This window comes from Halomonas sp. 113, assembly GCF_904067645.1.
Taxonomy (GTDB): Bacteria; Pseudomonadota; Gammaproteobacteria; order Pseudomonadales; family Halomonadaceae; genus Vreelandella; species Vreelandella titanicae.
In genome coordinates this window covers 4,820,082-4,839,810 of the sequence record NZ_LR881453.1, presented here as the reverse complement: position 1 = coordinate 4,839,810, position 19,729 = coordinate 4,820,082, and the positions used below count along the sequence as shown (strand labels likewise).

Genomic DNA, 19,729 nt, shown 5'->3' with positions numbered 1-19,729 from the left:
CTGTCTTCACTATTACTAACGGGAAACCATAATGATGCGCGTAATCACAGCGTCAAATGAGGTCAGCGTTTACCACGGCGACGCTCTTCTGTTCCGCCATGCCGACAATGCACCGGCAATTTATATCGGTCGGGGTCAAGCGGCTTTTGACATGTATCGCGGCAACTTTGAGATTGAGGACTATCTGGAGACCCGTGAACCCCTAGCACACTTGGAAACGAAGCAGGATGAGCATGGTTACCGGCTGGAATTTCGACGCCATGCAAAAGACTCGCTGCAGTTGGAACTGAGGTTGGAGACAACTGCGGCTGGCTCCTACCTGACCACACACTATGCCGCTCCAACTATTAACCGTACTTGGTGGAGACTCCCCGCAGAGCTCAATGAGCATGTGTGGGGCTGCGGTGAGCAAATGTCCTACCTGAATCTGCGCGGTCGTCACTTTCCGTTATGGACCTCCGAGCCTGGGGTCGGGCGCGATAAGCGTACTTACGTGACTTGGCGATCCGACGTAGAGAATCGAGCTGGTGGGGACTACTATCATACCAATTATCCACAGCCGACTTTTCTTTCTTCTCGTCGCTACGCCTGCCATGTTGAAACTAGTAGCTATGCTGATTTTGACTTTCGTCATGACGACTTCCATGAGTTGCAAGTATGGGCAGTGCCGGAGCGTCTCGAACTTTTCGCTGCTCCCACCTACCTAGCACTTGTCGAGGCGTTAGGTGCTCGCTTCGGCCACCAGCCTAAACTCCCCGAGTGGGTCTACGAGGGTGTGATTTTAGGACTGAAGCGTGGAAAGGCTCATGCTGAGGAGAAGCTCGAACAGGGGCTGTCTGCCGGAATGGCCATCTCCGCTCTGTGGTGTGAGGATTGGGCAGGGGTTCGCGAAACCAGCTTTGGTGCTCGGTTGTTCTGGGACTGGCAAGCCTCCGAGACCCGTTACCCTGACCTAGCCAACTGGTGTCGCGAGCTTGAGTCGAGGGGCATTCGCTTTCTAGGTTACGTGAACCCATATCTTTGCGTGGATGGCGAACTGTATCCCGCGGCGCGAGATCATGGCTACTTAGCACTCAATGACCAAGGTGAAGCAGCGACAGTTGACTTTGGCGAATTCGACTGTGGTGTAGTGGATTTTACAAACCCTGATGCATGCACTTGGTTTAAAGACACTATCCTCAAGACCAATATGCTTGATATTGGTATCAGCGGTTGGATGGCCGACTTCGGCGAATATTTGCCTGTGGACGTGATGCTTAGCAATGAGGTCTCAGCTGAAGTCGAGCACAACAGATGGCCGACCCGCTGGGCCAGGGTCAACGCCGAGGCGTTGGCTGAGCGAGATAAGACAAGCGAGGCCACATTTTTCATGCGCGCCGGCTATACAGGTGTCCAGGCCTACTGCCCGCTACTATGGGGTGGTGATCAGTCGGTGGATTTCTCGCGGCACGACGGGATTGGCACGGTGATAACGGCGGCTTTGTCCTCGGGTCTGCTGGGTAATGCTTTTCACCACAGCGATATTGGAGGCTATACCAGCCTGTTCGGAAATGTGCGCAGCGCTGAACTGTTTAAACGCTGGGTTGAATTATCGACATTTACCCCAGTGATGCGCACCCATGAGTGTAATCGTCCCACTGACAACTTGCAGTGGTTTGACAACGCTGAGTTGACTGAGCATCTAGCTCGCATGAGTCAGGTCTATCGTCACCTCGCCCCATACCTCAAGACGCTCGTTGAAGAGGGGGCCGAGAGAGGAATCCCAGTGCAACGCCCGTTGTTTCTGCACTTTGAGGAGGATCTCGAAGCCTATAGCACCCAGACCCAGTATCTCTATGGACCAGATATGCTGGTCGCGCCGGTGGTCGAGGAAGGTGTCAAGGCGCGCGAAGTCTATCTGCCGGCCGGTGAGACCTGGGTCCATTTATGGAGTGGTGTCATTGAGGCGGGTGGCCGTCGTATCGAGGTTAGCGCTCCCGATGGTCGTCCACCGGTATTCTTCCGCCAAGACAGTTTATGGCGAGGGCTCTTTGAAACCGTGCCGGGACGAGATTGATGGCCCTGTTGGAGCATTTGCCGTTGCTATTGGTAGTGGCGCTGGCGACTTACGCCCAGACTATCACTGGCTTTGCCTTCGGACTGATCTTCATGGCCGGCTTAATGTTGTTTGGCATCGCCCCAGTAGCGTTTGGCGCCATCCTGATCAGCATCCTCAGTTTGTTCAACTGCGGAGTGGCGTTATACGGCAAGCGCGCCAATCTGGATCGTCAGGTTGTTTTGCTGAGCACCCTAAGCGGTCTTGTCACTGTCTTTTTGGGTGTATGGGCACTCAATGCCTTAAGTGGCGGCTATGTAGACTGGCTACAGGTAATTCTTGGAGTGGGCATAATTATCAGTAGCTTGATGCTGGTACGGCATCCTAAGCCCCGAGACAGTCGTTCACCCCGGTGGACCTTTGCGCTTTTTGGTGGACTTTCTGGCTTCATGGGAGGGATGTTCTCAACCTCTGGGCCACCCTTGGTGTTTCATCTCTACCGTCAGCCCCTGAATCATGAGGTAATTCGTGACTGTCTATTGCTGATATTCGCCATTAACTCTATTCAGCGCCTGGCCATTGTGGGGGTTCAGGGAGCTGTCACCCTTGATGTATTGGTGCTAGCTGGGTTGTCTGTACCGGTGGTGCTTCTGTTTACATGGTTGGGACGTCAATACCCGCCGCCCTTATCGACACGCAGTATCCGTCGAGTGGCCTTTGTACTGCTAATGGGATCAGGCTTTAGTCTCTGCCTCTCTGGGCTGAGTTAAGTCGGATATTGCCTCAGGTGTTGAATAATCTAGCGGCAATTTCATCTCACAAAGTTTATTTCGACCAAGTGCGTGCCTCTCAAAACGACGCTGCGGAGCGTATTAGTGCATGAACGGGTCTTGTGACGGCAGTGAAATAGCCTGAAGTATCCTCGGGTCGTGAATGTGGCCCGTCTCTATGTTCGCTTTTGTCGTTAAGCAATGTGTGCCGCGAAGGCATGGTCTGTCTTGGTGGATAGCCTCAGCACGACAAAGCTTTATTGCTATGACTACAAATACACATGACTTCGTAACATTGAGGAAAGACTTTATGGATAAGCACTATATCCTGTCGTTTGATCAAGGCACCACCAGCTGTCGTGCCATTCTCTTCGACCGCAGTGCGAAAATTGTGGGCATAGCTCAAAAGGAATTCAGCCAGCAATATCCTAAGCCGGGTTGGGTAGAGCATGACGCCATGGAGATATGGGGCAGTCAGATGGGCGTGGCACGAGAGGTCTTAGAAACGCACAGCATCAAGCCCTCTGAGGTAGCTGCTATTGGTATCACTAACCAGCGTGAGACCACCTTGGTGTGGGACCGCCATACCGGCAAGCCTATCTACAATGCAATTGTGTGGCAGGATCGCCGCACAGCTGCTTTGTGTGATGAGCTTAAAGCCCGCGGAATGGAGACCTATATCAATGAAGCTACTGGCCTTGTGTCGGACGCATATTTCTCGGGCACCAAGATTCGCTGGATTTTGGATAACGTAGAGGGTGCTAGAGACAGGGCTAATCAGGGGGACCTGCTTTTCGGGACCATGGATACTTGGGTGGTGTGGAACCTAACTCGTGGTGAATGTCATGTGACCGATGTAAGCAACGCTTCGCGGACTATGCTCTTCAACATTCACACCTTGGAGTGGGATCAACGCATGCTTGACGAGCTGGACATCCCGGCTGCCATGCTGCCGGAAGTGCGCCCCTCAAGCCAGGTCTATGGCACAACCAGTGGCGAGATATTCGGTGGCGCCCGGGTGCCCATCGCGGGCATCGCCGGAGACCAGCAAGCCGCCTTATTTGGGCAGGCTTGCTTCGAGAAGGGCATGGTCAAAAATACTTACGGAACAGGTTGTTTCCTACTCATGAACACCGGAGACGCACCTGTAGCGTCTAAGTCAGGTCTTCTTACAACTATAGCTTGGCAGGTGAACGGGAAGGTGGAATATGCCTTGGAAGGAACAATCTTCATTGCTGGGGCCGCCGTCCAATGGCTGCGAGATGAGCTAAAACTCATTGATTCTACAGAAGATTCAGAATACTACGCCAGCAAAGTGAATGATGCTGGAGGTGTGTACGTGGTTCCAGCCTTTGCCGGGCTCGGTGCTCCCTACTGGGATATGTACGCTCGTGGCGCGATTTTCGGATTAACCCGTGGCACCTGCAAGTCACACATCACTCGGGCCACCTTGGATGCACTTTCCTACCAGACCCGCGACATCATCGACGCAATGCAAACAGATGCCGATATCAAGCTTAAATCTCTGCGCGTCGATGGGGGGGCTGTGGTCAATAATCTCATGATGCAGTTCCAGGCAGACATGCTTGGAGTCAATGTCGATCGGCCAGTGGTCACGGAAACAACTGCCTTGGGGGCGGCCTACTTGGCGGGGATCGCCGTGGGCTTGTGGACCCAAGAAGAAGTGGCCGGAAAAGGCCAGTTGGACCGAACCTTTGAACCTAAGATGTCCGTAGAGCAGCGAGAGCGCAACTATCGTGGTTGGAAGAAAGCCGTACACCGCACCATGGCCTGGGAGAAAGAGGAAATAGACTTTCCTGATTGATAGCCAAATTACTTCATCAGAAAGACCTGTTACTTCAGAGAGACAGCCGCACCAATAGAAGCCTTCAGCGTCTAGGCGGCGCTTTTGGAAACCGGTGTGCTTAACATTTTGTCAGGATTATCTAATGCAACTTCGTAGTATTAATATCAACAAGCTAGCCAGCGAAACCTTCGATGTACTTGTGATTGGTGGCGGGATAAACGGTGCTTCTGCGGTCGCAGCGCTAGCTGGAAAAGGCGTCAAGGTAGGGTTGATCGATCGGGGTGATTTCGCCAGTGAAACCAGTATGCATTCTTCCAACCTAGTTTGGGGAGGCATTAAATACATGGAAAGCCACGATTTCGCCCTGGTCCGCAAGCTCTGCGAGAGCCGTAACCACTTGATCAAGAGCTTTCCCTCAACAGTACGCGAGATTCGTTTTCTAACCACCATTACCAAAGGGTTTCGCTATCATCCTCGTTACCTTTGGGCTGGAACTTGGCTCTACTGGTTGATGGGCAATGGCTTTACTCAGGTCCCGCGTTTCCTGAAGCCGTCGGCAATTAAGATGAAGGAAGCGATAATCGACAAGCGGAATGCTGTGGGAGGTTTCGAGTACTCCGATGCCTATCTGCATGACAATGATGCGCGCTTTGTCTTTAATTTTGTGCGCAGCGGTTTGAGCTATGGTGCGGTTGCAGCCAATTACGTTGAGTCTCATGGAGCGAGACGAGAGAATGGTATGTGGCTTATAAATGCCCGCAACGTTATGAATGACGAAGCTTTCGAGATCCGCGCCAAGGTATTGATCAACGCCGCTGGCCCTTGGGTTGACCAGCAGAATAGATTGACCAAGCAGCAGACTACTCACCAGCACGCCTATTCAAAGGGGATCCACCTTATCGTACCGCGTCTGACCGAGGGCCACCGTGTGCTGGCATTCTTCGCCGATGACGGGAGGCTTTTCTTTGTCATCCCCATGGGACAGCGCACTTGCATCGGCACTACTGACACGCGCATGGAAAGCCCTGAAGTGTATGTCACCGATGACGACATCGACTTTGTGCTAGACAATATCAATAAGCGCCTCACCTTGAATGAACCACTCGAGAGGAAGGATATCATTGCGACTCGCTGCGGCGTACGCCCCCTTGCAGTCAAGCCTAGGTCAGGCGGTCGAGACTTCCTAAAGCTCTCGCGTAAACATGCTATTGACACTGACCACTCCCGGGCTCATATCAGCGTCTTTGGTGGCAAGCTGACAGACTGTTTGAACGTAGGTGAAGAAGTAGTAGATGAGGTTAGCCGACTGGGAATTGCTATTCCATACCCGAAAGTACGTTGGTATGGAGAACCACCGGAATCAGTCAGAGAGGAGTTTTTTCACCAAGCTAGATTGATGGATCTCGATGCCATGACCTCACCGGCCGCCTCAGAGCCTTTGACGACACGACTGTGGAGACGCTATGGCCTCTACGCCTTGGATATGCTTGAGGAAATCCGCGAGGATCCCCATCAGGGTGAGCTTCTGATTGAGGGAACTGAATACATACGGTGTGAATTGCGTCAAGCAAAGCGACGCGAAATGATCACACGCTTAGAGGATTTTCTGCGGCGACGCTCTAAGATTTCATTGGTGGTTAGTAGAGAGAAAATTCGCCACTCTCCAGGTTTGCGCGAGGCCTGCGATATACTTTTCGGCGATCAGGCCAAAGCGCGTTATGATGAATACTTTGATGAGGTTACCGATCAATCGTCAAAGGAACTGTGTTCGTTAGCCTTGGCTGATAATCCAGAACACTCTGTTGATGTGTCGCCCTGACACAAGTTGGTACTCTTCTTATAGGTTTTTAATTGGCATTAATATGCTCTGGGAACTTGGTTGGCTTTGGAGCAAGTCGTAACTGAATATGCATTGTCATAATGGCATATGAGCGTCCAATAGCGCGGACGTTTGAATTGGATGCCGAGTGGCTGAGAGCTTGTGAGAGCCAATAGGCGTGGGAATCGTAGTTGGTGTCCATAGGGCATGAACCTGCAAAGGGAAAGAGAGCTTCGGTTGTAATTAATTGCCTCACTTTCGGTTATAGCTATTAGATGCTAATGGTCGCCACGTTGTTAGACGCCAGTGCGAGGGAAGCGGATGAGAAGAGGCTAAATGAGAGATCAAACACACGACTTAAGCCGACATAAAGTCGTTCCAGCGCCTTACCGAATAGTTATGCTCATCCATGACGGTATTCCACACTGCGATGCGGATCATTCTTGTCTGCTAGTCTTCGCCGTCGCGGATTTCACCTCGATGAATCATAGCAGCGGTGCCATCGGGGCATGGAAGGCTCTTGGCGGCAGGTTTGCCGCCATACCAAAAGTCCCACTCTGCAGTGGATAGGTGAGGGCGGGTCAGTTCTGTGGAGGAAATGAATAGCCTTGGCGGGCCATGACGGCGCCGGGCCATCCAGAAATCTACCAGTTGAGGTAGTCATAAGCCGCATGTAGCGTGCGTCCCTTGATGTTGCGCTTTTTGAGGTCAGTCATGGCGGGCGACCACAGGCTTTCAAAGCCGACCCGGCCGCGAACCATATCGGAAGAGGCTTGATCCTGGTTGCTTCAGAAGGCGCGGAAGTGTTGCTGACGCTTGAGATTGTTAAGGCAGTCAATCAGGCTGTCGATCTCTGTCAGGCTGAGATACAGGACTCCAGCCCCGACGTTCTGGGTATGATACTCAGGTGTGCTAGAAACCGCAGGTGCTGCACTGATTAGTTGAATACAGATCGCTTCCATTAAGAGAAAAGATAGGCGCTAAGAATTACCGCGTGGGAGCGTCAGCGAAAATGTGGTGCCATCTTCGGCATTACTTTCTACCTGAACTTCGCCATCGTGCCATTGAGCAATTGAGTGAACTATAGCCAGCCCTAGCCCGCCTGAATCTACGACACCGCTCCGGGCCGGGTCGCAGCGATAAAACCGTTCAAAAACCTTGGTCAGATCGTCAGTTGAAATGATTGGCCCATGATTATGAACGCACAGCTTGATTCGCTCCCCAATATCCATCGTGCTGATATGGATCGGTGTTCCAGGACTACCGTGACGTAGGGCATTAGCGATCAGATTGGCCAGCGCCGTGCGCAACAGATCGTGGTTAGCGACGACGATTCCATTAGCTTGATTAATGAGTGTACGCGCGCCATCTTCTGCCATGCCCTCGAAATATTCACATAACTGTAAAACCATTTCACCGAGGTCGACGTTGTCACAGATAAGTTTTCTTGAAGGGCTCTCAGTTCGTGCTAGAAATAGCATGCTATCAATCATTCTCGATAGGCGTTCATACTCTTCGATATTTGACTCAAGCACCTGCCGATACTCCGCGTCGCTCCTTTCCCGCCGCAGGGCATGCTGCGTTTGTCCAAGCAGGTTCGTTAATGGCGTCCGCAGCTCGTGGGCCATGTCGGCGGAGTAGCGAGAAAGCTGTGAAAAACCGTCCTCTAGACGATCTAGCATCCGGTTCAGCCCATGGCTGAGGTTGCTGATCTCTTGGGCTTCGCCAGTGACATCTAAGCGTCTATCTAACTGACGGATATTGATGCTATTAGCTTGCTCAACCAAGCGACGTAAAGGTTGAAGCCCATGTCTACTCACGCCCCATCCGAGCAAAAAGGCGAGACAAGCACCGATAACCAGCGCAAACCACAGCCTTAATCGATAAGCCCTCAGCATCTGGTTGCGTTCATCAAGTAGCTTTCCGGCGATCAGCGTTAAAGGTCGACCATCTTGCTCAAATGTATGCCATGCCAATCTCGCCTGGATAGGCCCAGCCGTTTCCACCAAACGGACAGTGTTAGTCGTCGGGAGGTTAGGTACTGGCAAATCGCTGGGGTTGACTTCAATCAGTGCTTGGCCGGTGTTATCTAGTATCCACAGCAGGTTGTCGCGGTTTCCCAGCATGTTGTCATAGAGATGGGAACGATGTTGAAGCATATCTACGCTCTCGCCATTGCTGAGTATTGCTTCTAAGCGCTCCAGTCGACCTTGCAGCATTTGGTCATCACGCCAGGCTATTTCGCGTGTTAATGAGTGGTAGAGGTAAGTGCCAATACTGCCTAAAAGCAGCATGCTGACCAGAGCAAACAGTAGCGAAAGACGGGCCGCTAGGGAGTTGATGCCCAGCATTAGGAGCGATCCTCAAGCACGTAGCCCATGCCGCGTTCGGTGTGTATTAGCTTCTGAGTGAAGGGGTCGTCTACCTTGGCACGAAGCCGCCGCACGGCTACTTCTACAACGTTGGTATCGCTATCGAAATTCATCTGCCATACCCGGGAGGCAATGTAGGTGCGCGACAGGACTTCGCTTTCCCGATCAAGCAAGAGTTCTAAAAGTGCAAACTCTTTATTGGTGAGCGCGATGCGATCACCTTTACGTGTTACCTTTCGGCGCAACACGTCCATTTCCAAATCCGCAACGCGAAAGTGCTCTCTCTCTCGGGGCGGGCTGCGGCGCAATAACGTTCGTACCCTGGCCAGAAGCTCCACAAAAGAAAACGGTTTAACGAGATAGTCGTCGGCACCGAGTTCCAACCCCTTCACACGATCTTCTACTGCGTCCCTGGCGGTGAGAAAGAGTACCGGCACTTGGCTGCGACGGCGGATCAATTCTAGCAACTGCCAGCCATCTAGGCCCGGGAGCATGACATCGAGAATAACCAAGTCGAACTCGCTTTCGTCAATTAGGTGCTGAGCATCAAAACCATCGCGGGCTATCTCGACACTATACCCTGACTCACCCAGCCCTCTGCATAGATAGTCGGCGGTCTTATGTTCATCTTCTACCACCAGGATACGCATACCGTCACCCCGCTAAATTGGAACAGAGTAGCCGGATCAGCTGATTTTTCACATTACAAATCTGTAATGCTGCCGTCAGGTGATTGACGATTTCGGTATGTCAGGATGGCCTCCTCAATTAATAAGGAGGTTTCTATGACATTACGACTCGCTCGTCTGCCGGTGCTCGGCGCCGTTTTACTAGCTGGTAGCGCGCTTGCCGATATTGGCCCTGTTCAGCAGCAGAACCTATCGCTAGAACTGGCGAATCGTCTAGTAAACGCCACCCTTGAGGTGTGTCATGCCGACGGACGAACGGCAGTCGTGGCGGCAGTCGATCGTGGAGGCAATCTGGTTGCTCTGCAACGCGATGACAACATCGGCCCTCATAACACCGTAGCAGCGCAACGCAAGGCCTTTACTTCACTTTCAACGGGCACCGCCAGCCGGGAGCTGGCCGAGCGTGCCCGCCAAGATCCTGAGTCGGAAAACCTAAATACGCTAGATGAATTGCTGCTGTTAGGTGGCGGCGTTCCGCTGAGGTCTGGCGGCGACATTATTGGAGCACTTGGCGTGGCCGGGGCGGGTGGCTCTGCTATCGATGAGGGCTGCGCCACTACTGCCATCGAGCGCATCTTACCGCAATAAAATACCGATATATAAGTCACTGATCTCTGACTCAACCAAACATACATCAGCCTTTATGGCATCACTATTACAGGTATTTTTTTATGAAAACCTTATCTGCACTGGTTACCGGTGTTGTCTTCAGCGGCGTTGCGGTGATTGCACAGGCAGGAGATAACCCGCTCAGCGTTCATGTACTCAACATTCAGAGTGGTTTGCCATCGCCTGGTGTTGAAGTCGAGCTTGAGCGCCGTACCGATGCTGGCTGGGAGTCCTTAGCGACAGCCACAACGGATGAGGCAGGCCGTGTTGCTGCCCTTTATCCGACCAATGAAGATTTCCTGCCGGGTGTCTACCGTGTGACCTTCGAAACCGGCGACTGGTTTGAAGAGCGTGATATAGCAACGTTCTTTCCTGATGTTCCCGTGCCTTTCCAAGTGGAAAACACCGAGGAGCACTATCACATTCCGCTGCTGCTAAGTCCCTATGGCTACTCCACTTATCGTGGCAACTGATCACGCTTCATAGTTTTGCCAGCATATATCACTGTTAACGTCTCATATAGTTAGAGGTCATACATCATGAAAGCTTTCAATATCGCAGCCGCTATAGCCTTAGCACTATTCTCTAGTGTAGCTTTGGCCGAAAGAGGTTCTGGTCAAGATAATAAGATTTCCTATCCTGAATCGTCTTTACAGCAGCAAGTTAGTGATGCAAACCACTTTGCGCTCTCAGAGCTACAGACTCGGAATTCGTAATGAAGCAAGCAGTGCTAATGCTCCTAAATAAAGCGGGGCGGGCCATTCATGGCCCGCCCCGCTTTTGTTACTAGTTATAAGTTTTTCAAAGAGATGCAGTTATTCTACAATCCAGGCTTTCTAATTCGTTCCCTCAAGCGCTAATCACGCCTAGCAGTATCATTACTCCTGGAAGCCAGCCAGTAAAGGTCGCGCAAAAAATAGTATAGGCTGCAACGTGCCGCTGAATAGGCTTCGCTAGCGCTAATAGGTAGAAGAAGCTGAGCCATAAAAGGGACCATGAAAACCAGTTAACCGTATTCCATAATTTGAAAGTTGTCGTGTAACCGGCGTTTGAGTGCACACCAATAACGGCAGCGGTGATGCTTACAAAAAGACAGAACCAGCCTAATCCTTTACCATCAGATTTTAGCCACTGATTGGCACCTATCCAAATATAAGTTATTGAAAATAATAGTGTAAAAGCTCCCGCGCTAATATCAATCGTGTTGTTAGGGTCTTTGAAAATTAAGTGCATGGCTATAATAAAGCTGAGCAACCCAACCAGGACGTTGATGATTGAGACTTCTTGGTTGCTGATTTTCCCCAGGAGCCAGATACCATTTATAAACAAAACGGCACCCACATATAGCAGTGTAAGACCCAGGATCATACTGTCTTGCTCCAGATATTTAGCTTTAATAAAGCCACGTGCTCGTTCCCGTGGCTTTGGTTTAGCGGTAGGGTGCTTTTAGTAAGGCACTAATGTGTATCGTTAGTGGGTATTGATCGCTTGCGCCGTTAGCTGCGGTGTTGATTGATTCAGCTTAAACCGGGCGACGATAGAGTTGAGGCGTTCGGCCTCATGCTGAAGCTCGATGGCGGCCGTACTGGCTTGTTCGACCATTGCGGCATTTTGCTGAGTCGTTTGCTCCATATCGTTGGCTGCGATATTAACTTCTCGAATACCCGCGCGTTGCTCTTCGGTTGCTACGGATATCTCGTCCATTAACGTGGTGACCTGGGTCACTGATGCCATGATACGCGCCATGGTTTCGCCTGCTTTATCCGCTTGATGCGTGCCGGTTTCTACCATATTGGCCGATGTTTCAATCAGCTTTCGAATATCCGTTGAGGCGCTAGCGCTGCGGGTAGCGAGCTGGCGTACTTCACTGGCCACCACTGCAAAGCCGCGGCCATGCTCTCCAGCGCGTGCCGCTTCTACTGAAGCATTGAGAGCGAGAATATTGGTCTGGAAAGCAATGGAGTCAATCAGTTTGATGATATCGGTGATTTTCTGTGAGCTTTCGCGGATGTTGTGCATATGGCTAATGACTTCCATGACCACACTACCGCCTTGTTCCGCAGTGTTCGCAGCTTCACGCGCTACTTGTCTTGCTTGGATAGTGTTTTCGCTGTTGCGCTCCATTGTTGAGGTCATTTCTTCGATGCTTGACGCGGTTTCGGTTAACGAGGCTGACTGTCGTTCCGTACGCGCCGAGAGATCCTGATTACCTTTGGCGATCTCTTGGGCGCTGGTAAATACTTCGCTACTGCTTTCTCTAACCGTCATAACAGTTCCGAGTAAGCTTTGCTGCATATGACGCAGAGAGGTGAAAAGCACGCCGATTTCATTTCGACCGCGGGTTTCCACTTCTCTTGAAAGGTCGCCTTCCGCCATGCTCTTGAAATGCTCGGTAATGCGGTGCAAAGGCCGTATTAAATTAGCACCTACGCCCCAGTAAACAATCACGGTAACCATGAGCGCGATAATGAAGACGGTGATGATAGTAATTGTGGAAAGGCTGATGACAGAGTCAAAATTGGCCAGCCGGTTGTTACCTTCTTTTTCTACTTGATGAAAAAAACCAATCGCATCTTGATAGAAAGCTGCATAAGCCTGGTAAGCGGCGTCACGCTGTTCGCGGTAAGTCGCTGTATCGCCTTGGTACAATGCCGTTACTTGCGGCAAAAGGTGCACATCTAGCAGGGTGTCAAAGCTTGTTACGATAGGCGAGATGATCGCCTCATGGGCAGCGTCGGCGGGCAGTGAGATAAAATTCGAAAACACGTCTTGGGTACTATTAAGTGAGCTATGGAGCTCATTAGCTCGCTGCTGCCTCTCTTCATTGGTAAGCGTTGTTTGTGGCTCAATCAATTCCTCATAAAGGCGCGCCATGCTAAGGCGTGTGGCTTGTAGCGTAGAATTAGTTCGGTTGAGACTAGCCTGCTGGTTAACATTGACATTAGTGAGCTGCTCGATGCTTTGTTGGCTATGATTGACGGCATAAAGCCCTGTGCCACTGAGCACAAGAAGCATAAGTAAGAATGAGAGTAGAACCAGCGTCCAGCTCATCTTTAAAGTCATATTATCTAATATACGCATTTATATTCCCAAGTTAACCTATAGAGCCATGCACCTTAACCACAAAATAGAACTGCCAGCGCACGCAGCAGTTCTATTTTGTGGTGGCCAAATGGCTTCTAATTAGGTGTACATAACAACTGTTTAATTAGAGTGGGTGCTGTTTTGTGAGATTTTCTGGCTTCATTTGTCGCTGTCGGCTTTGGCCGCCTCGGCATCTGCTTTGGCAATCTCCTCCCGCTCTTTTGCCTCGTCGGTCAGTGTTTTATTAGGCAGGGCTATGTTAAGCGTGAAGGCTGTTATCGCAGCAACTACAATAGGCGCACCGCCAATCAGGTCTCTCAACACCGCCGGAAACTGCTCAATGGCGGAGGGGACAGAAGCGATCCCTAGGCTCAATGCTAAAGCGAGCCCCACGATCGTCATATTTCGAGCGGACATTTCATCTTTTACCAACAGCTGAATCCCCGTCATGGTGATCATGCCGAATACGGTAATGGTTGCTCCACCCAATACGGGATAAGGAATGGTGGTCATGATTGCCCCAAACTTTGGGCTAAGGCCAGCCAGAATCATCATGATGCCCGCCAGCGCCAGAACATAACGGCTAATAACCTTGGTCATCGCCACAATGCCTACGTTCTGACTGAAGGTGGAGGTAGGTAATGCACCGAAGAAAGAGCTTAGGGTGGTAGTCAGGCCATTGCCCAGTAAACCTCCCGTCAATTCCCGAGTCTTCAGCTCGCGATTCATGCCACCTACAGTTGTTGCGGACAAATCGCCGATAGTTTGTACTGAATTGATAATACAGATAACGACCATAGAGGCGATGGCGGCCGCGTGAAATTCCATCTCGAAAGGCATTACTTGAGGGATGGCCACCCAGGAAGCATTGGACACGCTATCGAAATTGACCATGCCAAGGGCGAGCGAGAGCAAGTAACCCACGACGATGCCTACAATGATGGCGGAAAGCTTAACCACGCCTTTACCGAACTGAGCGGCAATCAATACCGTGAGTAGCGTTACCATCGCTACGACCCAATTAATCGGATCGCCAAAATTGGGTGCGTTTACGTTGCCACTGCCCGCCATGTAACGAATAGCAATATCGTAAAGTGATAAGCCAATGACCAATACCACTGTGCCTGCGACAACAGGCGGAAAGAGGTGGCGGATATACTGGATGAAATAGCCCACTATCACCATGGTCATACCGCCGATTAACTGGGCGCCAAGTATCCCTTCAATACCATACTGAGCTCCTACTGCGACCAAGGTTGGTACATAGGCAAAGCCTACACCAAAGATGGCGGGTAAGCGGGCGCCAAATTTCCAAACACCGTAAAGGTGGAAAACAGTGCATACCCCTGATGCCAGCACGGCAATCTGAATAAGCAGGAGCTTTTCTTCTATGCTCGCCCCCACAACACCGGCAACGATAATGGGCGGAGTGATGACGCCAGCGATCATGGCCAGTAGATGCTGAAGAGATAGAGGTAAGGCCTTTGAAAACCGCGGTTTTCCATAGAAATCAAAGAGCGAGGTGTTCTTTTCGTTCACGTGTTTCCGCTGTTCGGAAGAGGCTAATGCATCATTCATAGATGAGGCTCCATTGTTATTGTATTCAGTGCTATTAATTTTTTGTTTATCTTATTTGATAATACTGTACACAAAAATAAATCAGAAAATAAATAATTTTGCAGCCTCCTCCAACCCCACATCATCAATGTGCGTTTTTTCCGGATAATTATACCTAGAAAATAATACTGGTATGCCCCATTTCTTCTAACAAAAATATAAATAAAATAATTAAATTACAATGGCTTATATTTGTATTGTCTGTTTTTATCTACCTGATGTAGCCAGGCTTTCAAAAGATAAATTCCCTCACGGCATGCCTACTAAAGTCGCATTCGCTAACTCTGGCCACCAAAGCATTCTCAAAGTGTATACAAAAAATATTTGAAATGAGTCCAGTAAAGAGCTAAAAATGTTGACTATAACCACATGAATGCTTTTTAGAATGTGCTAATTCTGCGTTGCCAATGATGAGCTAGCGGCACAGGATTCGCGGAAAATCATAGGAGAGAGGTGATGGGAAAACTGACAACACATGTTTTGGATACAGCCCAAGGCTGCCCTGGTGAAGGAATTAAAATCGAGGTATTTCGTTTAGATGGTGGGCTACGACAGCTTCTTAAAATAGTTAAGACCAATGACGATGGTCGTTGTGATGCTCCAATACTTGAAGGAAGTGAATTAGTAAAGGGCAATTATGAAATGGTGTTTCATGCAGGTGACTACTTGATGCGCCAAGGATTAAAAGCGCCAGAGCCGAGCTTTTTGGACATCATACCACTCCGTTTCGGGGTTAATGATGCGGCGCAGCACTATCATGTGCCGTTATTGCTATCGCCATATGCCTACTCGACTTATCGCGGCAGCTGAACATTCATTTTTAGCGTCAATATACGTTTTGTAGTTAGCCACCCAACAATAATCAAATGAGGCGAGGTTCCCCTAATGGAAGCCTATTTACTTGAATTTGGTAACTTTATGCTGCGCTGGCTGCATGTCATCGCGGCCATCGCTTGGATAGGCGAATCAATCTATTTTGTGATGCTGGACAACGGCCTCAAGACACCTAAAGACGAAAACTGCCGCCAAAAAGGGGTGTTTGGTGAAATGTGGGCTGTTCATGGTGGTGGTTTCTATCACAACCAGAAATATGCAACGAGTCCAGAAAAGCTACCGGATGATCTGCACTGGTCGTTCTGGAAGTCTTACACCACATGGCTGTCCGGTTTTGCCCTGTTCATCATTTTGTATATGGTCAACCCAAGCTTCTACTTGGTAAACCCCAACAGTAACTGGGAGTGGGCGGCTAACCTTGCTGGTTGGGAAGCTAATATCCTGGCGCTGGCCTTCCTGCTACTAGGGTGGGTTGTTTATAACGAGATGTGTAAGCGTATCAGCCCGAACATGGAGCGTGATGGTCTCTTGAGTATCGGCGTGGCGGTCATGATGATCGTAGTTGCCTACTTGAGTACTCAGATGTTTTCGGGGCGCGCGGCTTTCCTGTTAACAGGGGCTGTGATGGCTACTGCGATGTCGGCGAATGTGTTCTTTTGGATTATTCCTGGTCAGCGTCGCATGGTAAAGGCGATGAAGGCTGGCGCAACACCCAATCCTCTTGATGGTAAGCGTGGTAAGCAGCGCTCGGTTCATAACACCTATTTCACCCTGCCCGTCGTATTGTTGATGATCAGCAATCATTACTCCTTTGCTTACACTCATGAGCATGCATGGGTGCTGATGACACTCTTTATCTTTGCGGGTGCATTGATTCGTCAATACTTTGTTTTAATGCATGCGGGTAAAATTCAGCCGATCTATCCCATTGCTGGTGTTGCTCTTATCTTAATAGCTTTTTGGGTGGCCATGCCTGCGCAAAACTCGAATCAATCTGGCGCTCAGGCCGCAGAAAAGGGGCCAGATATCTCTGAGATCGGTGCCGTAATAGAGCAGCGTTGTGTCGCTTGCCACTCACAAACGCCGACACAGCCGGGCTTTTCTGCTCCTCCTGCTGGTTTTGCATATGACGAAATCGAGCAAATCATCAAACAACAAGAGAGCATTAAGCGAGTAGTAGCGAGTAGCTATATGCCGCTTGGCAATATGACGAATATGACGGAGGAAGAACGTGCATTGATTGAGGAATGGAAAGAGTGACCGTTTAAGTAAAATTCGTACGTATTTAAAGTCAGTGCTATTGGAGGCCTGCCTTATGGCAGCGCTTGCTTTCCCCAACGGTCACCCGAGCATGCGAGGTGGTTTGCCGCTGACCATTTTCGGCGTGGCCATGGTGCTCCTAAGGCGGAAAGCGACACACTGAACCAGAAGTTCTCCCAAAGTAACTCAATCCCGATCAAGCCGACCAAGTAAAGTATCTTGTTCTGCCGCCGATAGAATATTGACCATATGGTCAATTCAAAATACAACATGGCGATCCTGACGATGCGCCTCAGCAAAGGGCAGGAGAATGAAAAATTTTACCATTGCGCAGAGGCTAATGATCATCGTCAGTCTTTGCATGCTTCTGATCGTGGGCGGTGCCACCGCCCTTCAATATCACTTGTTCGGCAACCTGGTGACCAACCGGGTCACAACGGTCGAGCTGCCTGTGACTCTCGAAAGTATCCGCAACGATATCGAAGCCACGCTGTCTGGTCCCATCAGCGTGGCTGAGGGACTGGCGCATAATAGCTACCTCAAAGATTGGCTGGCAGAGGGAGAGCCACAGGGGGATGCGGATCGGGCCATTGGTCATTTTAGTGAGATTCAGCAGCGTACCGGCGCCAACGTCGTATTCTACGTGTCGGCGCAAAGCGGCAACTATTACACAGCCGATGGAATCGATAGGCGCTTGAGCCGTGAACAGGATGGTTGGTTTTACAACCTTGTCGACGCTAATGACGGGGTCGACTATCAGCTAGACATTGACGATGACGGAGGGGAACTGCAGGTCTTCATCAATTATGTGATAGAAGCACAAGGCAAACGAATCGGCATTGCGGGCGTTGGTTACACGCTGGAAACCTTGGCTGAAACTATTCGGGACTATCGCTTAGGTGAGGGTGGTACGGTATTTCTGGCAAACCGAGATGGCACCATCAGCATACACCCCGAAGGTGCCGAACGGGTCGGGGAACCGCTCGCGGCGTTGCCAGGCTGGGAGGATGTTGCTCCTACGTTGCTGGCGGAACAAGGCTATCGCTTCGAAACGGTCCGGGATACACAAGGTGCGGAGCACTTGGTGGCTGCTATCGACATACCGGGCACCGAGTGGATAGCCTTCGCACAGATCCCACGGGACGAGCTGTTCTCCGACCTCAATCAGGCGGTTGTACTGACCCTACTGGCCGTGAGTCTGATCTTGATAACGAGCCTGGCTGTGATTGCCCTACTGTTACGCGCACAGCTTCGACCTATTCGTCGCACTGCAGATGCCATGCGTGGAATCGCTCAAGGGGATGGAGATCTGACGCTGCGTCTACCGGTAACCGGCAAGGACGAAAGCGCTGAGCTCGCCATTCAGTTCAATGCTTTTGCCGATAAGATGCATGATGTGCTGAGTCTGGTTCGAACCAGCAGCGATGCTGTCCAACTGGTTGCACGGGAGGTTGCAAACGGTGGCCGGGACATGTCGCGAGGTACTGAACAGGCCGCCTCAAGCTTGCAAGAAACCTCGGCTTCCATGGAGGAAATTGCTGGCACCGTCGAGAACACCTCTACCTCTTCCCAAGAAGCCAATGGGTTATCACAGGCCGCAGCGGAACTGGCTCAGCGCACCGGTGGGCAGGTGGAGCAGGTAGTGATGACAATGGATGCAATTCAGGAGGCGTCAACGAAGGTCGGTGATATCGTAAAGGTTATGGACGACATTGCATTCCAGACCAATCTTCTAGCTCTGAACGCCTCTATTGAGGCGGCGCGAGCAGGCGAAAGCGGGCGGGGGTTTGCCGTGGTAGCCGGTGAAGTCCGACAGTTGGCGACACGCAGCGCAGCGGCCTCGCGTGATATTCGCCAACTGATTGATGCCTCGGGGGAGAAAGTACAGAGTGGCACTCACTTGGTCAGTGAGGCGGGCAAAGCCATGCATGAATTGATGGAGAGCGTCCAGCGCGTCGCTGGCATGCTTGGTGAGATCAGTCATGCAGCCGGCGAACAGAGCGACGGCATCGGCCAAGTAAATATCGCTGTGGCGGAGCTGGATCGCATGACACAACAGAACGCATCACTGGCGGAGAGATCCACCACATCGGCCCATCAGCTTAGTGAGCACGCCGATCAATTGGCCTTGATGGTGGGGCGCTTCAAGCTGCGCGGTGATTTGCTCCCTGCGCCGGCGGTTGAATCAGCCTGATCGTTCGCCGGTCTTGAACTGTAAAGGAGGCAGACTTTCATGCGCAACAGGCGATCATTTTCGCCATACTCCTCTACCACTTCATATCAACACCGACGTGGATAATGTTTATCTGGGCTTCTCTTCATCTTCACGATGATTGACTGTTCACTCACCATCTTGGCACGTGGATGTCGGTTCGTTGAGGAGGAGTCCATCCCATTGCTTACCAATAATTTGTTCTGCCAGCTATTTCTTGAGATGTATAGGGGGGCAGGGCTTTGAGGTCTGCTTGTTTCATGGTGTGCTCCAGTGGCAAGCTCGCAGAATATAGGCTCTGACACCAACAAACTGCGAACTTGCCATCCCCCGGAAAATGCTCATGGATGAACATTGATCGAAGCTGAAACCTACCCTGCTTCAACAAGGAATTTATCACAAGCCCGATCTATTAATGACGATGGAAGGCATTCTTTATCGAATGCGTTCTGGCTGCCTATAGCGTAATTTTCCCGAGATATTTGGCCGCTGACACACGGTCTATAAGCGCTTCAATGCCTGGTCGGCAGCCAGCAAAATGAAGCATTATCGGGATATTGCGACATGCTGATCACCTCCAGCGAAATTACGAGAGCATGGTTGCTTTAGCCTGCGTGTTCC

14 protein-coding genes and 1 pseudogene are annotated in these 19,729 nt (G+C 50.8%); 10 read left to right on the top strand and 5 right to left on the bottom strand.

From position 1 onward, the window contains the following. Window positions 1-31 precede the first annotated feature (31 nt). From YERSI8AC_RS22520 to YERSI8AC_RS22505, 4 genes are all read left to right on the top strand, one after another. Complete coding sequence (locus YERSI8AC_RS22520) at window positions 32-2,056, top strand: alpha-glucosidase (protein WP_159177642.1); 2,025 nt, start codon at window positions 32-34, stop codon at window positions 2,054-2,056. Next, window positions 2,056-2,805, top strand: a complete 750-nt coding sequence (locus YERSI8AC_RS22515; RefSeq protein ID WP_159177641.1) for a sulfite exporter TauE/SafE family protein — start codon at window positions 2,056-2,058, stop codon at window positions 2,803-2,805. The genes YERSI8AC_RS22520 and YERSI8AC_RS22515 overlap by 1 nt, the downstream gene beginning before the upstream one ends. Before the next feature lie 310 nt (window positions 2,806-3,115). Further along, a complete protein-coding gene (glpK, locus tag YERSI8AC_RS22510; protein WP_159177640.1) occupies window positions 3,116-4,630 on the top strand; it encodes a glycerol kinase GlpK in 1,515 nt (504 codons plus the stop codon). A gap of 124 nt (window positions 4,631-4,754) precedes the next feature. Further along, window positions 4,755-6,431, top strand: a complete 1,677-nt coding sequence (locus YERSI8AC_RS22505) for a glycerol-3-phosphate dehydrogenase/oxidase (protein WP_159177639.1) — start codon at window positions 4,755-4,757, stop codon at window positions 6,429-6,431. A gap of 980 nt (window positions 6,432-7,411) precedes the next feature. Here the strand turns inward: YERSI8AC_RS22505 and YERSI8AC_RS22500 are convergent. Together YERSI8AC_RS22500 and YERSI8AC_RS22495 are read right to left on the bottom strand one after the other, a co-directional pair. Continuing rightward, complete coding sequence (locus tag YERSI8AC_RS22500; protein ID WP_159177638.1) at window positions 7,412-8,782, bottom strand: heavy metal sensor histidine kinase; 1,371 nt, start codon at window positions 8,780-8,782, stop codon at window positions 7,412-7,414. Beyond that, window positions 8,782-9,453 (bottom strand): heavy metal response regulator transcription factor, encoded by a 672-nt coding sequence (locus YERSI8AC_RS22495; protein WP_159177637.1) that lies wholly within the window; start codon window positions 9,451-9,453, stop codon window positions 8,782-8,784. The genes YERSI8AC_RS22500 and YERSI8AC_RS22495 overlap by 1 nt, the downstream gene beginning before the upstream one ends. Window positions 9,454-9,588: 135 nt before the next feature. On the opposite strand from YERSI8AC_RS22495, the gene YERSI8AC_RS22490 reads away from it, so the two are divergent. Further along, on the top strand, window positions 9,589-10,080 hold the full coding sequence (locus YERSI8AC_RS22490; RefSeq protein ID WP_159177636.1) for a GlcG/HbpS family heme-binding protein: 492 nt from the start codon (window positions 9,589-9,591) through the stop codon (window positions 10,078-10,080). An 83-nt stretch (window positions 10,081-10,163) separates the two neighbouring features. Further along, complete coding sequence (gene uraH / locus YERSI8AC_RS22485; RefSeq protein WP_159177635.1) at window positions 10,164-10,574, top strand: hydroxyisourate hydrolase; 411 nt, start codon at window positions 10,164-10,166, stop codon at window positions 10,572-10,574. A gap of 376 nt (window positions 10,575-10,950) precedes the next feature. Here the strand turns inward: uraH (YERSI8AC_RS22485) and YERSI8AC_RS22480 are convergent, their stop codons facing one another. The 3 genes from YERSI8AC_RS22480 to YERSI8AC_RS22470 form a co-directional block, all read right to left on the bottom strand. Beyond that, the gene (locus tag YERSI8AC_RS22480; RefSeq protein WP_159177634.1) at window positions 10,951-11,469 is read right to left on the bottom strand and encodes an AmiS/UreI family transporter; all 519 of its coding nucleotides are present in this window, start codon (window positions 11,467-11,469) and stop codon (window positions 10,951-10,953) included. 102 nt (window positions 11,470-11,571) lie between these two features. Beyond that, a complete protein-coding gene (locus YERSI8AC_RS22475) occupies window positions 11,572-13,182 on the bottom strand; it encodes a methyl-accepting chemotaxis protein (RefSeq protein ID WP_159177633.1) in 1,611 nt (536 codons plus the stop codon). Between the two features lie 162 nt (window positions 13,183-13,344). Then, on the bottom strand, window positions 13,345-14,763 hold the full coding sequence (locus YERSI8AC_RS22470) for a uracil-xanthine permease family protein (protein WP_159177632.1): 1,419 nt from the start codon (window positions 14,761-14,763) through the stop codon (window positions 13,345-13,347). Window positions 14,764-15,258: 495 nt separating this feature from the next. Between YERSI8AC_RS22470 and uraH (YERSI8AC_RS22465) the strand changes: the two genes are divergently transcribed. From uraH (YERSI8AC_RS22465) to YERSI8AC_RS22450, 4 genes and pseudogenes are all read left to right on the top strand, one after another. Then, window positions 15,259-15,612, top strand: coding sequence for a hydroxyisourate hydrolase (uraH, locus tag YERSI8AC_RS22465; protein WP_159177631.1), 354 nt, complete (start codon window positions 15,259-15,261; stop codon window positions 15,610-15,612). Window positions 15,613-15,687: 75 nt separating this feature from the next. Then, window positions 15,688-16,896: a urate hydroxylase PuuD gene (locus YERSI8AC_RS22460; protein ID WP_159177630.1), complete on the top strand. Its 1,209-nt coding sequence runs from the start codon at window positions 15,688-15,690 to the stop codon at window positions 16,894-16,896. 310 nt (window positions 16,897-17,206) lie between these two features. Further along, complete coding sequence (locus tag YERSI8AC_RS22455; protein WP_159177629.1) at window positions 17,207-19,090, top strand: methyl-accepting chemotaxis protein; 1,884 nt, start codon at window positions 17,207-17,209, stop codon at window positions 19,088-19,090. A 382-nt stretch (window positions 19,091-19,472) separates the two neighbouring features. Further along, window positions 19,473-19,598, top strand: a pseudogene (locus tag YERSI8AC_RS22450) (IS5/IS1182 family transposase); the annotation flags it as partial. Between the last annotated feature and the right edge of the window lie 131 nt (window positions 19,599-19,729).

Excerpts from the sequence above, each read along its gene's own strand:
- YERSI8AC_RS22495 (WP_159177637.1), bottom strand. The coding sequence starts at position 9,453 with ATGCGTATCCTGGTGGTAGAAGATGAACATAAGACCGCCGACTATCTA.
- YERSI8AC_RS22505 (WP_159177639.1), top strand. The coding sequence starts at position 4,755 with ATGCAACTTCGTAGTATTAATATCAACAAGCTAGCCAGCGAAACCTTC.
- YERSI8AC_RS22480 (WP_159177634.1), bottom strand. The coding sequence starts at position 11,469 with ATGATCCTGGGTCTTACACTGCTATATGTGGGTGCCGTTTTGTTTATA.
- uraH (WP_159177635.1), top strand. The coding sequence starts at position 10,164 with ATGAAAACCTTATCTGCACTGGTTACCGGTGTTGTCTTCAGCGGCGTT.
- YERSI8AC_RS22520 (WP_159177642.1), top strand. The coding sequence starts at position 32 with ATGATGCGCGTAATCACAGCGTCAAATGAGGTCAGCGTTTACCACGGC.
- YERSI8AC_RS22455 (WP_159177629.1), top strand. The coding sequence starts at position 17,207 with ATGAAAAATTTTACCATTGCGCAGAGGCTAATGATCATCGTCAGTCTT.
- YERSI8AC_RS22500 (WP_159177638.1), bottom strand. The coding sequence starts at position 8,782 with ATGCTGGGCATCAACTCCCTAGCGGCCCGTCTTTCGCTACTGTTTGCT.
- glpK (WP_159177640.1), top strand. The coding sequence starts at position 3,116 with ATGGATAAGCACTATATCCTGTCGTTTGATCAAGGCACCACCAGCTGT.
- YERSI8AC_RS22475 (WP_159177633.1), bottom strand. The coding sequence starts at position 13,182 with ATGCGTATATTAGATAATATGACTTTAAAGATGAGCTGGACGCTGGTT.
- YERSI8AC_RS22460 (WP_159177630.1), top strand. The coding sequence starts at position 15,688 with ATGGAAGCCTATTTACTTGAATTTGGTAACTTTATGCTGCGCTGGCTG.
- YERSI8AC_RS22515 (WP_159177641.1), top strand. The coding sequence starts at position 2,056 with ATGGCCCTGTTGGAGCATTTGCCGTTGCTATTGGTAGTGGCGCTGGCG.
- uraH (WP_159177631.1), top strand. The coding sequence starts at position 15,259 with ATGGGAAAACTGACAACACATGTTTTGGATACAGCCCAAGGCTGCCCT.
- YERSI8AC_RS22490 (WP_159177636.1), top strand. The coding sequence starts at position 9,589 with ATGACATTACGACTCGCTCGTCTGCCGGTGCTCGGCGCCGTTTTACTA.
- YERSI8AC_RS22470 (WP_159177632.1), bottom strand. The coding sequence starts at position 14,763 with ATGAATGATGCATTAGCCTCTTCCGAACAGCGGAAACACGTGAACGAA.